Annotated in this window: 11 protein-coding genes; 3 read left to right on the top strand and 8 right to left on the bottom strand. The window is 74.2% G+C overall.

Annotation, left to right across the window (positions count from 1 at the left end):
* Positions 1-107 precede the first annotated feature (107 nt).
* The 6 genes from OIU81_RS32090 to OIU81_RS32065 all read right to left on the bottom strand — a co-directional run bounded on the left by OIU81_RS32090 (position 108) and on the right by OIU81_RS32065 (position 6475).
* Positions 108-719 carry a GTP-binding protein gene (locus tag OIU81_RS32090; RefSeq protein WP_329153448.1) on the bottom strand — a complete coding sequence of 204 codons (612 nt, stop codon included), beginning with the start codon at positions 717-719 and terminating at the stop codon, positions 108-110.
* 225 nt (positions 720-944) lie between these two features.
* A complete protein-coding gene (locus OIU81_RS32085) occupies positions 945-1556 on the bottom strand; it encodes a TetR/AcrR family transcriptional regulator (protein WP_329153446.1) in 612 nt (203 codons plus the stop codon).
* Positions 1557-1613: 57 nt separating this feature from the next.
* Positions 1614-2483 carry an alpha/beta fold hydrolase gene (locus OIU81_RS32080; protein WP_329153444.1) on the bottom strand — a complete coding sequence of 290 codons (870 nt, stop codon included), beginning with the start codon at positions 2481-2483 and terminating at the stop codon, positions 1614-1616.
* Positions 2484-2660: 177 nt separating this feature from the next.
* Positions 2661-3074, bottom strand: a complete 414-nt coding sequence (locus OIU81_RS32075; RefSeq protein ID WP_329153442.1) for a DUF742 domain-containing protein — start codon at positions 3072-3074, stop codon at positions 2661-2663.
* Between the two features lie 96 nt (positions 3075-3170).
* A complete protein-coding gene (locus OIU81_RS32070) occupies positions 3171-3611 on the bottom strand; it encodes a roadblock/LC7 domain-containing protein (protein ID WP_329153440.1) in 441 nt (146 codons plus the stop codon).
* A complete protein-coding gene (locus OIU81_RS32065) occupies positions 3608-6475 on the bottom strand; it encodes a nitrate- and nitrite sensing domain-containing protein (RefSeq protein ID WP_329153438.1) in 2868 nt (955 codons plus the stop codon). Before OIU81_RS32065 ends, OIU81_RS32070 begins: the two co-directional genes overlap by 4 nt.
* A 269-nt stretch (positions 6476-6744) precedes the next feature.
* On the opposite strand from OIU81_RS32065, the gene OIU81_RS32060 reads away from it, so the two are divergent.
* Positions 6745-7233, top strand: a complete 489-nt coding sequence (locus OIU81_RS32060; protein ID WP_443074079.1) for a hypothetical protein — start codon at positions 6745-6747, stop codon at positions 7231-7233.
* 21 nt (positions 7234-7254) lie between these two features.
* On the opposite strand, the gene OIU81_RS32055 is transcribed toward OIU81_RS32060, so the two are convergent.
* Positions 7255-7587, bottom strand: a complete 333-nt coding sequence (locus tag OIU81_RS32055) for a bifunctional 3-phenylpropionate/cinnamic acid dioxygenase ferredoxin subunit (protein ID WP_329153436.1) — start codon at positions 7585-7587, stop codon at positions 7255-7257.
* 160 nt (positions 7588-7747) lie between these two features.
* Between OIU81_RS32055 and OIU81_RS32050 the strand changes: the two genes are divergently transcribed.
* Positions 7748-8554 carry an IclR family transcriptional regulator gene (locus OIU81_RS32050; RefSeq protein WP_329153434.1) on the top strand — a complete coding sequence of 269 codons (807 nt, stop codon included), beginning with the start codon at positions 7748-7750 and terminating at the stop codon, positions 8552-8554.
* Positions 8555-8782: 228 nt separating this feature from the next.
* Positions 8783-9868, top strand: coding sequence for an S-(hydroxymethyl)mycothiol dehydrogenase (locus tag OIU81_RS32045; RefSeq protein ID WP_329153432.1), 1086 nt, complete (start codon positions 8783-8785; stop codon positions 9866-9868).
* 27 nt (positions 9869-9895) lie between these two features.
* Here the strand turns inward: OIU81_RS32045 and OIU81_RS32040 are convergent, their stop codons facing one another.
* The gene (locus tag OIU81_RS32040; RefSeq protein ID WP_329153430.1) at positions 9896-14608 is read right to left on the bottom strand and encodes a hypothetical protein; all 4713 of its coding nucleotides are present in this window, start codon (positions 14606-14608) and stop codon (positions 9896-9898) included.
* Positions 14609-14633: the final 25 nt, after the last annotated feature.

The raw sequence follows: 14633 nt of genomic DNA, 5'->3' as shown, positions 1-14633 counted from the left end.
CCGTTCCCCGGCCCGCGGGCTGACGACGGGACGTCACGGGCACCGCCTGGAGACGTACGGCCCGTACCCCGGACGGCGGGGTACGGGCCGTACTGGGGTGCGCTCCGTCAGGACAGCGCGGGCTCGCGCCGGCCGGCGCCGGTCTCCCTGGCATGCTCGACGACGGAGATCAGCACATCGCGGGCGTCGTCCTTCCGCCGGGCGTCACAGAGCACCACCGGGATGTCGGGGGCCAGGTCCAGGGCGTCGCGTACGGCCTGCGGCGGATAGCGGTCGGCTCCGTCGAAGCAGTTGACGGCGACCGTGAAGGGCAGCCCGCGGCGTTCGAAGTAGTCGATGGCGGAGAAGCTGTCCGCGAGCCGGCGGGTGTCGGCGAGCACCACGGCGCCGAGCGCGCCGCGTGCCAGTTCGTCCCAGAGGAACCAGAAGCGGTCCTGGCCGGGGGTGCCGAACAGGTACAGGACCAGGCCCTCGTTGACGGTGATCCGCCCGAAGTCCATCGCGACGGTGGTGGTGGTCTTGGCCTCCACGCCGTCGAGGTCGTCGACCGGCCGGCCCGCCTCGGTCAGCCGCTCCTCGGTGCGCAGCGGTTTGATCTCGCTGACGGCACCGACCAGGGTGGTCTTACCGACCCCGAAGCCGCCCGCGACCAGGATCTTCAGCGTCACCGGCTCGGCGGCGGCGGACCGGCGGCGTCGATCGGAACGCCCAAAGGCCATGGGATTCTTCTCCTGAATTGCCGGGTGTGCGGGTGGAACTCACGCTTGGTCCCCGGGCGTCGGCGCACGAGGCGACAGGTGCAAGGGAACGGTACAACGTGCTCGGCACGGGGCCCACTTGAGAAGGGTCACGCCCCGGTCACACCACGGGCCCCAAGGCCCCCAACCCGCCCAAAAGGGTGCCGGGCAGGGCGGTGAACGCGGGGCCCCGGCCCCGGCGGGCGCTCAGCGCGGGGCGAGGGCCCGGGGCCGGTCGAGCAGCCCCAGCAGGTTCACCAGGCTGGATTCGATGAAGGCGCACAGCTCGTCCCGGGCGCCGGGCTGCTCCGCCGGCCAGGTGGTCACCGCCTCCTCCGCGAACGCCATCCAGGCGCGGGTGGCGAGTTCGGCCTGCGGGGCGTCCGGCATACCGAGCCGCCGCCGGCCGTCGTGCACCCGGCGGGCGACGGTCTCGCGGGTGGCGCCGACGATGTCGCTGACCGTGGGGTGGCTACCGGCGGCGCCCCGTACCAGGGCGAGATACACCTGCCGGTGCTCCAGGACGTACGCCACGAAGCCCGCGATGAAGGCGCGCATCCAGGCGACCGGCTCCAGGGAGCCGTCCGGTTCCGTCGCGGCGGTGAAGCGGTCGCACGCGGCGCGGACCACCGCACGGTAGAAGTCCCGCTTGGAGTCGAAGTAGTGGAAGAGCAGCCCGCGGGAGATCCCGGCCCGCCGGGCGACCTCATCGGTGGACAGCTCGTCCAGGGAGCGGTCGGCGAGCATCTGCAGCCCGATGCCGACCAGTTGCTCCCTGCGCTGGTCGGGGGTGAGTCGGGTGCTGCGCTTGCCGGACATGCCCGCAGTTTACGGCGACGGGCCGGAACCGCCGTGGGGTCCCGGCCCGTTCCGGCCTCAGGCGTACTGCCCGAGATGGTCCAGGATCTTGGGCGCGACCACGCCGGGGACCTCTTCGGGCAGCCAGTGGCTGGCGCCCTCCAGGGCCTCGAACCGGTAGGGGCCGTCCACCCACTCCCCCGTCGACTCGGCCGCGCCGCGGCCCAGGGCGGTGTCCTCACTGCCCCACAGGAAGAGGGTGGGGACGGTGATCCGGCCGGCCGGGATCGAGATCACCGACTCGGGGGCGCGGTACCAGTTCAGGGTGGCGGTGAGCGCGCCCGGTGCGGTGAGCCGGCGGACATTGCCGTCCACGAGGGCCTCGGGGACCTTGCCGGCGTAGACGGCCCGCAGCCGGGCGGCGTCGTCGGCGAGCAGGGCGCTCTCCGCGGCGCCGTCGTCGCGGCGGAAGAAGCGGACGTAGTCGAGCCGGTGGTGCTGGGTGGTGTCCGTGTCGGCGGCGCGGTTGAGGGCGTCCGGGTGCGGAGTGGCCAGCACGGTCAGGGACTTGAGCCGCTCGGGGTGGGCGCCGGCCAGCGCCCAGGCGACCATGCCGCCCCAGTCGTGGGAGACGAGGTGGAAGCGGTCCGCGCCCTGGGAGTCGGCGAAGGCCAGGGCATCGGCGACGAGTTCGGGGACTGCGTAGTCGGCGATGCGGGGCGGGCGGGCGCGCGGGGAGTAGCCGCGCTGGTCGACGGCGACGGCGCGGTAGCCGGCCGTGCCCAGGGCGGGGAGCACCTCGCTCCAGGAGTCGGCGAACTCGGGCCAGCCGTGCAGCAGCAGGACGAACTCCCCGTCGGCGGGCCCGCAGGCCAGTGCGTCGTAGGTGTGCGGCCCGGCCTGGATCTCCAGGCGTTCGAAGGGGGCCGGGGTCTCGTCCGTGGCCATGGTGACGCCTCTCCTCCTGTTGACTGTTGCTCAACAGGCACCGTACCCCGGCGTTGAGCCGTGCTCAACGAAGCCCCTGCCGCGCGTGGACGGCACGGCCGGCGCCGCCATCCCGCCCCCCGGCAACGGGAGTTCGCGGGGCCGCCGCCGAGCCGGCAGGGGCCGCGCGGCGGGGTGTCACAGCGCGCGCAGGCCGTCGATCACCTCGCGCAGCACCTTCTCGTCCGGCAGCTCGGCCGGCGGTACCGGCCTGCTGACATGGACCAGGTCCGCATCCAGCAGATCCCCGATGAGGACCCGTACGACGCCGACCGGCAGGTCGAGTCCGGCCGCCAGCTCGGCGACCGACAACGGCTCCTGCCGGCACAGCTCCACGATCTCCACATGCTCGGGCGAGAGCATCTGGTCACAGGCCGCCTCGTCCACGCGGCTCTCGGCGATCACCAGCGCGATCAGATCGAGGCGGCCCTCGGCGGCCGTACGGGTGCGGCCGCGGGTCATCGCGTACGGCCGGACGACAGGGCCCGCGTCATCGTCGAACCAGCGGGCCGCTTCCCGGTCCCGCGCCGCCCGGCCGTCCTGCTCGCTCATGCCGGAACCTCTCCGCACTCGGCCCCGCGCCCGCCGGGCGCGCACCGTTGCACAAGGGGCCCGCTGCGCTCGCTCATGGCGTCACCGTCGTCGCGCTCAGGTGGAAGGTACGGACCGGGGCGCGGTGCCCAGGTGCGTGCCCACGCGCTTGACCAACAGCGTCATCTCGTAGGCGACCAGCCCGACATCGGAGTCGGCGTCGGCGAGCACGGCCAGGCAGCTGCCGTCGCCGGCCGCGCTGACGAACAGGAACGCCTCGTCCAGCTCGACCATGGTCTGGCGGACCTGTCCGGCGTCGAAGTGCCGGCCGACGCCCTTGGCCAGGCTGTGGAAGCCGGAGGCGACGGCGGCCAGATGTTCACCGTCCTCGCGGGTCAGGTCCTTCGACGCGCCGGTGGCCAGCCCGTCGCTGGACAGGACGAGTGCCTTGCGGACGGAGCCGACCCGCTCGACCAGTTCGTCCAGGAGCCAGTTCAGCTCACCGGATCCCCTCGCCGAGACCGGTGCGGTGGAAGCTGCTGCCTTCGGTGCGGTCATGGACCGTCCCCTCCCGATGTGGTTCCTGGTGGTGCGGTGGTGCCCGTGCCGTCGCCGTCGTGCCTGGTGGCGTCACGGTCGCCGGCGTCTGTGGTGTCCGGTCCTGTGGTGTCCGGGGCGGTGCCGGCTGTGTCTCTTGGGTCCGTGGCCGCGGGGTCCTCGCCCGGTGGTGGTGCGCTCTCGCGCGGGTCCTCGGCGTTGTCGCGGCGGCCGCGCTGCCAGCCGCGCTGGAGCGAGGCCATCCGGGCGCGGACCGCCTCGGCGTCGCGGTCGTCCTCGGCCGGCGGCCGCGCCGGTGCCTGTTCGGCCTCCGCTGCCGGGTCCTTCTTCAGCTGCGGCGCGAGGCTGGCCTGCCGTACCCGGCGGGGCAGGCCCTGCGGGGTGGTGGGCCCGGACGCCGCACGGTCCTCGACCGGCCGCGGGCCGGCCGGCGTGGGGTCCTGCGGCGCGCCGGTCGATTCCGGCGTCCCGGAGCGGTCCTCGTCGCGGCCCCCGGAGCGGGCGCGTTCGGGGCCGGGCCGTTCGCCGCTGCGCCTGCCCGTCGCGTCACGGTCGTCGACCGTCCTGCCGTGGTCGGACACCAGCACCGGCGGGCGGTGGCGGCGCGGCAGGGGCGCCAGGCCGCCGGGCGCCTGGTCCCGGGTCTGCTGGTGCTGCTCGCCGTCGGGGACGGGCGGCACGGGTGCGATGCTGCGCGGTCCGGCGGCCGGGCCCCTGCGGTCGCGGCCGCGCTCCCGCTTCCGGAAGAGGTTGCCGTCGTCGTCGGCGGCGGCGGGGGCCGGCTCGTCCGGGCCGAGCGGCGCCTCCAGTTCGACCGGTCCGTCGAGGACGGCCGGCGTGCGCCGCTCCCGCACGGGCAGCGGGCCCGGCGCCTGGGAGAGCGCGGCCAGCTTGCCCGCCGCATGCTCCAGTTCATTGCCGACCGGGCCGCCGGGCAGCCCGTCCGGGGTGCCCTCGTCGTCGGTCCGGACGTGCTCGGTCAGCAGCGCCCCCGGGAGGAAGACCACGGCGGTGGTGCCGCCGTACGGCGAGGGCTGCAGGGAGACCCGTACGTTCTGCCGCTGGGCGAGCCGGCTGACCACGAACAGCCCGAGCCGGTCGGTGTCGGACAGCTCGAACTCGGGGGTCTCGGCGAGCCGGAGGTTGGCCTCCAGCAACAGATCGGGGGCCATGCCCAGACCGCGGTCGTGGATCTCCAGGGTGAAGCCGTTGGCGACCCGCTCGCCCAGCACCTGCACGGCGGTGTGCGGCGGCGAGAAGACCGTGGCGTTCTCCAGGAGTTCGGCTATCAGGTGCGTGAGGTCGGACACCGCGGGGCCGTCCACCGCGAGCCGCGGCAGCCGGCGCACCTCGATGCGCTCGTAGTCCTCCACCTCGGCGACCGCCGCGCGCACCACGTCCATCAGCTGGATCGGTTTGCGCCACTGCCGGGAGGGGGCCGCGCCGGAGAGGATGACCAGGCCCTCCGCGTGCCGCCGCATACGGGTGGTCAGATGGTCGATCCGGAAGAGGTCGGCGAGTTCCCCGGTGTCCTCGGTGCGCCGTTCCATGGCGTCCAGCAGGGTCAGCTGGCGGTGCAGCAGGACCTGGCTGCGGCGGGCGAGGTTGACGAAGACCTCGGAGACGCCGCGGCGCATCTCGGCCTGTTTGACGGCGGCCTCGATCGCGGCCCGCTGGAGGGTGTGGAGCGCCTGGCCGACCTGGCCGGTCTCGTCCGGGCCGAATTCGAGCCGGGGCGCCTCGGTCTCCACATCGACCTGTTCGCCGGCCGCCAGGCGGCGCATCACGCTCGGCAGCCGTACGCCGGACACCTCGTGGGCGGTCTTGCGCAGCCGGACCAGGTCCCGGACGTGGCGGCGGCCGATGCGGAAGGAGACGATGACCGAGACCAGCAGCGCGACGAAGCCGAGCACGCCCGCGATGGCGGCCTTGAGCAGGACGTGGGTGGCGACCGGCGCCAACCGGCCCCGGTAGCGCTCCGCGGCGTCCTTGCCCATCCGCTGGAGGTCGCCGAGCACTCGCTGTGCCGCGGTGTGCCACCGCTCGGCGTTGACCGCGTGCGGCCCGCCCTTCGCCCCGGCGGCGATCACCCGGTCCTCGTAGGAGGTCAGTTCGCGCGCCCTCGCCGAGTGCCAGTAGTCCTGGTAGCTGCCGCGGTCGCGGGCGGGCAGGGCGGACAGGCCGGTGCGGTAGAGGAGCCGGCGCTCGGCGACCCGGTCGGACACCGACCGCAGATCGCGCCCGCTCATGCTGCCGGAGGCCAGCACCGCGGACATCAGGGCGTCCTCGCGGGAGAGGGCCTCGCGGGCGCGGGTGACGGTGACCAGCGCCCGGGCCTGTTTGTCCATCTCCACATTCTCCAGGGCGTGGAGCGCGGAAAGGAAGTCATAGCCGGGGTCGACCAGGGAGTTGTAGCTCTCCAGGGCCTCGTCGCGGGTGACGGTGTTGTCCTGGATCTGGGTGCGCAGCGAGGTGAGCGAGGTCAGGTTCTTCAGGACGCCGCGCATCCGGTCGCCGGCCTCACCGGTCAGGTCCTCGCGGGTGTCGCGGGTGTCGGTGTCGGCCCGCAGCGCGGTGACGGCCTCGTCGGTGGCCCGGGTCCGCCGGCGGAGCGCGTCCAGGGCGTCGGCGTCGCGCCGGTCGGCGAGGTACAGCAGACTCTGCCGGCGCTCGTCCTGGAGGGCCAGGATGACGTTCTCCACCGGATAGCCCAGGTGCTGTACGACGTTGCCGACATCCAGCAGCTGATTGGCCTCACGACCGGTGAGATAGGTCGTGAACGCCCACAAGGACGTCAGGGACAGCAGTGGTACGAGCAGCAACGCCACGATCTTCCGGCGGACCGACTTCCCGCGAAAGCGCATGGCCTCCCCTACGTCAACCCCGGCGCACGGGGGTGGTGTTCCGTCAACAAACGGCGCGAGCCTACTACTGTCGAGTGACGTAGCCGAAGGCCTCTCGTGACCTCGGGAAGCGGAGCCGCACGGGATCGTCCTGAGTTGTCCGCCGATTCCCGGACAACCCGCCCCGCGTGCGGCGGAGCGCGCCGGCGCATCGGCGGCCGACGGCAGGCCGGAGCGTTGGCCGGTTTTCCTCTACCCCGGGTAACCCCGCGCGGCTCCGGTACGTGACCATGGAGAGGGATCAGGTGCGACCTCAGGGGAATGTACCGGGCGAAATGCGGGCAGTTACTGAGGAGTCGGACACACGGGGCAGGTGCGGGGAGGCTGACGCGTTCATGGACATCGGCAGACGGCCGTTGTGGCAGGAGGAGCCGGCACCCCGGCCCAGGATGGCGGACCCGGTGCGCACCGCCGCGGTGCGCGCCGTCATCATCGTGGCCCTCACCCTGATTCAGGCCATGGTGGCGTTCCTGTGCACGCTCGCGGCTTCCTGGTTCGCGTTCCCCGCGGTGCTCGGCACGGTCGCCAGCACCGTGGTCGCCACCTGGGCGGTGCTGGACGTCTGGGTCACTCGCCAGGTGTGGGTGCAGCGCAACGGGGTGCAGTCGCAGCCGAGCTCCACGGCCCGGGAGCTGCGCCGTGAGCGGCGCCGCACGCGGCGGCAGCGGCGCCGGGAGTCACGGGAGGGCTCGTCGCGGGCCCCGCGCGCCGCGGCGTGAACGGCCGGACGGGCCCGGGAACTACGCGACGACGGCCGGTTCCCGCACGGCGGGCCGTACATGAATCATGCCGTCCAGGACGCTGACGTCATGGGTGCGCACCGGCCGGCGGGCGGGCAGACAGGCCGCGGCGCCGGTCCGCAGGTCGAACAGGGCGGCATGCAGCGGGCATTCGACGAAACAGCCCTCGACCCAGCCCTCGGACAGCGAGGCGTCCTGGTGGCTGCAGGTGTCGTCGACGGCGTAGAAACCGCCCTCGGCGTGGAAGACCGCGATGGCCGGCGTGGCGTCGTCGATCTCGATCCGTATGGACGCGCCCTCGGGCAGGTCCTCGATGCGGCAGACGGGAATCATCTGGCCCCCCTCGCGCTGATCGGTATCATGTGTTCTGAATAACGCATCGCAGAGCGCGATGCGCAACAGAATCCAAGCCGGGGCCCGAGCCGTCAAGGGCTTGCCGGCAGATGCCTTCAGACGTGCCCCGCGGGGCCACCGGGTGGTGACACGAAGACCCATGTCGAACACGAGCGATACGGCAGACGACCGGTCCGAGGAACGGCGCGGCGGGGCGGGATCCGTCCAGTCCGTGGACCGCGCGGTGAGCGTGCTGGAGATCCTGGCCAAGCTGGGTGAGGCCGGGGTCACCGAGATCGCGGAGGAGCTGGGCGTCCACAAGTCGACCGCGTTCCGGATCCTGGGGGTGCTGGAGCACCGCGGCCTGGTGGAGCAGGAGAAGGAGCGCGGCAAGTACTACCTGGGCGCCGGGGTGCTGCGGCTGGCCGGCGCCGCGGCCATCCGGCTGGACATCTCGCAGGAGGCCCAGCCGGTCTGCCGGGCGCTCGCCGAGGACACCGGGGAGACCGCCAACATCGCGGTGCTGGACGGCGACGCGGCGGTCAACATCATGCAGGCCAGGGGCTCCGCCGCGGTCACCGCCTACAACTGGCTGGGCCGCCGCACCCCGCTGCACGCCACCGCCAGCGGCAAGGTGCTGCTGGCGCATCTGCCGGCGCAGCGCCGGGAGGCCCTGGTGACCCGCAAGCTGCCGCGGTTCACCGAGCACACCCTGACCACGGCGGCCGCGCTGCGCGAGCAGCTGACCACCGCGCTCGCCGACGGATTCGCCTGCACCAACGAGGAGTTGGAGATCGGACTCAACGCCGTGGCGGCGCCGGTGCGGGCGCACGACGGTGCGGTGATCGGGGCGATCGGCCTCTCGGGACCGGCGTACCGGGTGGAGCGTCAGCTGCTGCCGGAGCTGGCGGAGCGGTCCGCGAAGGCGGCCGCCGACCTCTCCCGCCGCATGGGGTACGCGGGTTGAGGCGGCTTGCGGAAAAACACCCCTTGACGGATCCCTTGCGGACTTCCAGCATGTCTCCCATAGCGCAACCAATCGCGCTATAGGCAACACGGAGACAGGGGCGGGGCCACCCGCCGCCGCCCGGCCCCACCCCTCTCACCGCGCACCACTCCCCCACAGGCATCCGTGCCACCGCACGCGTGCTACCCGCCCCTGCCGCCACCGCAGGCGCTGTTTTAGGAGTGAGACATGCCGCACGAAGCCCGCGCCGTCGTCGCCCTCAAGAAGGGCGCCCCCGTCGAGGTGCTGCCGATCCTCGTACCCGATCCCGGTCCGGGCGACGTGCTCGTGACGGTTCAGGCCTGCGGGGTGTGCCACACCGATCTGCATTACCGCGACGGCGCGATCGGCGACGACTTCCCGTACCTGCTCGGCCATGAGGCGGCCGGGGTGATCGAGGAGGTCGGCCCCGGCGTCACCGACCTGGCGCCCGGGGACTATGTGGTGCTCGCCTGGCGGGCGCCCTGCGGACAGTGCCGCTCCTGCCGCCGCGCCCGTCCCTGGTACTGCTTCGCCTCGCGCAACGCCGGGCGGGCCATGACGCTGCTGGACGGAACGGAGCTGACCGCGGCGCTGGGCATCGGCGCCTTCGCCGAGAAGACCCTGGTCGCCGCCGGGCAGGCGGTGAAGGTCGATCCGTCGGCGCGCCCGGAGGCCGCGGGCCTGATCGGCTGCGGGGTGATGGCCGGATACGGCGCCGCCGTGCACACCGCAGGGGTGGGCAGCGGGGACACCGTCGCGGTCATCGGCTGCGGCGGGGTCGGCAACGCCGCCATCGCAGGCGCCTCCCGGGCCGGCGCGCGACGCGTCATCGCCGTCGATCTCGACGACGGAAAGCTGGACGCCGCCGAGCGGTTCGGCGCCACCGACACCGTCAACTCCCGCGGCACGGACCCGGTCGAGGCGGTCCGGGCGCTCACCGGCGGGCACGGCGCGGATGTGGTGATCGACGCGGTGGGCCGCCCGGAGACCTACCGGCAGGCCTTCTACATGCGCGACCTGGCGGGCACGCTGGTCCAGGTCGGGGTGCCCGCCCCGGACATGCGCATCGAGCTGCCGCTGCTCGATCTCTTCTCGCGCGGCGGCGCGCTGAAGTCCTCCTGGTACGGCGACTGTCTGCCCAGCCGCGACTTCCCCGTACTGATCGATCTGTTCCTGAGCGGCAAGCTCGATCTGGAGCGGTTCATCAGCGAGACCATCTCGCTCGAGGACCTCGAAGCGGCCTTCGCCAAGATGCAGCGCGGGGAGGTCCTGCGGTCGGTCGTCGTGGTGTGACCGTCCGTGGGACTCCCGCGCCATGCCTCACCCGGCGGTCTCCGCCGCCTGCTCCCCGGCGGTGGACTCTTCGGGGCGGCGGTACATCCGGGTCGCCGTGATCTGGCCGTGCACCGCCTCGCCGGACGGGTCCGGCTGCGGCAGGCCCGGCCGCAGATGCTCCTCGACGCTGATGTACTTCAGGCCGGCCCGGAGGTCGGCGTCATTGCGCAGCCTGATGACCAGCGGGAACTCCGCGAGCGCGGTGGTGTCGAAGAGGCCGGTGGTGTACAGCAGCTGGACGCCGAGCGCATCGGCGACCGCCCGCTGCAGCTCCAGCAGATAGGTCGCGTTGGCGCGGCCGATGGGGTTGTCCAGGAACAGGGTGCCGGCGTGCCGCTGCTTGTCGCGGCCCCGGTCGTTGCTGCGCAGCGCCGCCATCGTGCAGTACAGCGCGATGGCGGCGGTCAGCAGCTGGCCGCCGGAGAACACATCGCCCATCTGCCCGACCGGCACCCGCTCGGCGCGCAGCACCGCGTCCGGCTTGAGGATCTCCACGGCCACCCCGCGCGGCTGGAGCGCCGCGCCGACCCCGCGCAGCAGCAGGGACATCCCGTCCCGCCGCAGATCGCTGTTCTTCTTCACGGCCGCGCGGGTCGCCTCGTCGATGACCTCGCCCAGCCGCTCGGCGAGCGTGGCCTGGTCGGGGTCCTCGAAGCGGATCCGCAGGAACTCCTGGCCGGACCACTCCCCCAGACCCTCGGGCAGCCGGGACAGCCGCTGGGCGGAGCGCAGCGTCGTCAGCGACGACTCGACCAGCCCGCGGAGCCGGTCGACGATCGAGTCACGGTTGCGCTCCAGCTGCGCCAGCTCGTCGGTGAGCACCCGCAGCCGGGGGGCGAAGGCGTCCGCCCACTTGGCGGCGTGGTCCGGGAGGGCCGAGGCGGGCAGTTCGCGGATCTGCTGGCGGGCGGGGGTACGGACCTGCTCGTAGCGGGTGGAGTTGGCGTGCCGGACGAGGATGTCGCTCGCCTCGCGCACCGCGGACTCGGCGGTGGACAGATCGGCGGCGCAGCCGCGCAGCGAGCGGCGGGACTCGGCGGCGGCCTGCCGGGCCTGCGGCAGAGCGCCGTCGTACACCTCGATCGGCTCGTCCGCCGCGTCCTGTGGGTCGTTGTTGTCGCGCAGCAGATCGCGTAGCAGGGCCGCGGTCTCGTCGAAGCCGCCGGCCGCGTCCTCGGCCGCGCGGTGGGCGCGCAGCAGCTCCTCGTGCTGCCCGCGGGCGCCGTCCAGTGCCTCGGTGGCGGTGGCGAGTTCACCGGAGGCGGTGCGCAGCAGCTCCTTGGCGCGGTCGGCGTCGGCGGGCACCAGCTCCTCGGGCAGCTCGGTGTGCGCCTCGCCGTCGGTGGGGGCGAGGCGTTCGGCCTCGCCGCGCAGCCGGCCGAGCTGCTCACTGGCGGCCGAGGCGCGCGTCTCCAGCATGTGCACCAGGGCTTCGGCGCGGGAGGCGGCGGCCTGCCGGGACGGACCGTCGGCGGCGTCCGGGCTCTCCAGGAGGGCTTCGGCGCGGGTGCGGACCTTGTTGGTGAGGCGGTTGAGCTCGGCGAGTGCGGCGCTCTCGTCCCCCTCGGCGCGGGCCTGTTCGGCGCGCAGATCGGCGCCGACGCCGACCTTCTCGTAGAGCTGGGAGGCGGCGCGGTAGGCCTCGCGCAGGGCGGGCAGCGAGGTGCTCGCCCCGTCGGGGGCCTCGCCCAGGTCGTCCGGGACGCCGGCGATCTCGGCGCGCTCGGCACGCAGCGCGCGGGCGGTGCGGCGGGCGTCGTCGGCGGCGCGCTGGGCTGCCCGGCGGTCCTCGTCGGCGGCCCGGGCACGGTCCACGCACTCCTCCGCGCGGGCCTCGAACTCGGCCGCCTCGTCGACAAGTTCCCGCATCCGGGACTGCCAGGAGGCCCGCTCGCGCAGCCGGTGGGCGAGCCCGGCCAGCAGATCGGCGGCGCGGCGGGCGCGCTGGGCGGTCTCCTGGCGCTCGTCGCGCACCCGGGTGGCCTCGGCCGCGACCTCATCGGTCCCGTCCCGGGCCGTCCGGGCCTCGGCCAGCTCCGCGGCGGCCTCCTCGGCGGCCCGGCCGGTGTCCTCCGCCGCGGCGGCCAGCTCGGCCAGGCGGCCGGCCGGGCAGCCCGTACGCCACGAGCCGAGCCGGGCGGCCAGCGCACGGTCCCCGGCGAGCCGGGCGGCCAGCGCACGGATCTCCTCGTCGCGCTCTATGGCGCGCGCCCGCAGCGCCTGACGCTCCTCGTCCGCGGCGGACTCGTCGTGCATCGCCGGGTTCGGCGGGACGAGAAAGACGTGACAGCCGCCGCTGTCCCGCTCGTCGGGGGCGGGCGCGGGCGCGAGCAGCGCGGCGGCGGTACCGACCGCGACGGCCGAACGGGGCAGCAGCGCGGCCTCGGCGAGCACCTCGCGGGCCCGGGCATGGGTCTCCGGGTCCGTGATGATCACGCCGTCGACGAGCTCGGGGCGGGTGGCGAGTACCCGGGTGTGGTCGGCGGGGTCGACGGACTGGGCGAGATAGCGCCAGCCGGGCAGCGCGGGCACGCCGTGCTCGCCGAGATACTCCACGGCCGCCAGCACATCGGGGCCCGGCGGCAGCAGACCGCCGTCGCCCAGCGCGCCGAGGATGCGGGCATCGTCGGCGGCGGCCGTGCGCAGGTCGAACAGCTGCCGTTCGGCGGCCGCGACGCCCTCTTCCAGGAGTTCGTGCAGCCCGTCGGCGTTACGGTCCAGCTCCTCGGCGGTCAGCGGGCCGGCGGCGGGGCGGTGCGGGGCGCCCTGGTCCGTACCGGACGCACCAGGCGCACCAGGAGCTGCCGTACGGGGAGCGGGCACGCCGATGGCCTTCGCCTCGGACTGCGGGAGCCCGAGGAGGTCGGCGAGCCGCTGCTCGGCGCCGATGGACTCGGCGGCCCGGCGCTCGGCGTCATGGGCCCGCCCGGCGGCCTCGGCGGCGTCCTCGGCGCGGGCCGCGGCGAGTTCGGCGGCGGAGTGCCGGGCGGCGGCCTCACGGGCACGGTCGGTGGCCTGACGGGCGGCCTCACGGGCGGAGTCCCAGGCCTCGACGGCGGTCTTCTCGGCGTCCGAGGCGGCGAGCGCGGCGCGGGCCGGGTCGGCGTCGGGGGCGCTGTCATCCAGCCAGCCGGCCCGGACGGCCTCCGCGGTCTCCTCGGCGACCTCGGCCAGCCGCTGCTTGAGGTGATCGGCCTCGCTGCGGGCGCGCTGGGCGTGGGTGGCGGCCGCGGTGGCGTCGCGGTGCGCGGACTCGCCGGTCTCCTGGAGGGCGGCGGAGCGCTCCTCCTCCTCGTTGGCGATCCGCTCGCCGGCCTCCGCCGCCGTGTGCAGGGCGCGCACGAGGTCGGCGGCGGCGGTGGCGCGGGCGGCGAGCGCGGGGGCCGCGTCCCGCTCGGCCTCGCGGATGGCGACGGCGACCCGTGCGGAGCGGTCGGCGGCGGCGCGGTGCCGCAGCGCGGTCTCGGCGGCCTGCCAGGCGCTGTGCAGCGTACGGGCGTCGTTGAGCTCACGGCGCTGGGCGGCGGCGCCCTTCTCCGCGGCGGCCAGCGCCAGCGAGGCGTGCCGGTAGGCGAGCTCGGCGGAGACCAGGGAGCGGCGCTCGCGGATCCGCTCGGCGTCGGTGACGCGGTGGGCCGCGGTGGCGACCTGTTCGGCCAGCTCGGCGGTGCGGCCGCGCTCCTCGGTGCCGCGGGCGTGCAGCCGCCGGGCCAGGGCGCGGGTGCGGCGCTCGGCGCCGGCATGCACCTCGCGGGCGCGTTCGCGCTGCTCGGCGGCGTCGGCGATGCGGGAGAGCAGGTCGAGGGAGCCGGCGGTGAAGTCCCGCTCGGCAGTGAGTTCGGCGCGCCGGCCGAGTTTGTGGGCGAAGCCGTGCACCAGGTCGGCGAGGCCGTCGGTGTCCCGGGTGTCGGTGACGGCGCGCAGCAGCAGGTCGGTGAAGTCCGAGTCGTTCTTGACCGCGAAGAGGCCGGCGGCCTCGCCCTCGTCGGCGTTCATCTCGCGCTGGTAGCGGAAGAGTTCGGGGTCCAGACCGAGTTCGCCGAGGTGTTCGTTCCAGCGCTCGTGGATCTCTTCCCAGACGACATCGAGGTTGGGGTAGTTCTTTCCGGCCTCGGTGAGGACGTCGCGGAAGCCCTTCATCGTGCGGCGGCGGCCCTGGGCGCCGGAGCTGCCCTCGCCCTCGCCCTGCCGGGGGCGGATGACGGTGGCCTCGGCGACGGGGAGCGAGTCCAGGCTCATCCCGGGGCCGGGCCGGAAGCTGTACCAGGCCTCGGCGAACTTCCGGGGGTCGTTGGAGACCTGCCGGCCGCGCCATTCGCTGACCTTGCCGACGACCACGCTCTCGCCGGTGAGGACGTGCTGCCACTCCAGGGCGACATGGCCGCAGTCGTCGGCGAGCAGGAACTTGCGCAGCACGCCGGAGCTGGCGCCGCCGAGGGTGTTGCGGTGGCCGGGCAGCATCACCGAGAAGATCAGCTTGAGCAGGACGGACTTGCCGCCGCCGTTCTCCAGGAACAGCACGCCCGCGGGTGCCGGGCGGCGCGGCGGGCCGGCCGGTTCGTCCTCGAAGAAGTCCGCCTGCGCCGGTGCCGGTTGGGGTACGGGCGCGCCGACTCCGCGCAGGTCCAGCACGGTGTCGGCATAGCGCGCACCGGCGGGCCCGATGGAGTAGAGACGGACCCGGGACAGCTCGTACATGGCGGACTCTCGTTGTCGTGTCGGA

Origin of the sequence: Streptomyces sp. NBC_01454 (genome assembly GCF_036227565.1) — a bacterium.
Classification (GTDB): Bacteria; Actinomycetota; Actinomycetes; order Streptomycetales; family Streptomycetaceae; genus Streptomyces.
This window is presented reverse-complemented; position numbering and strand designations above follow the sequence as displayed.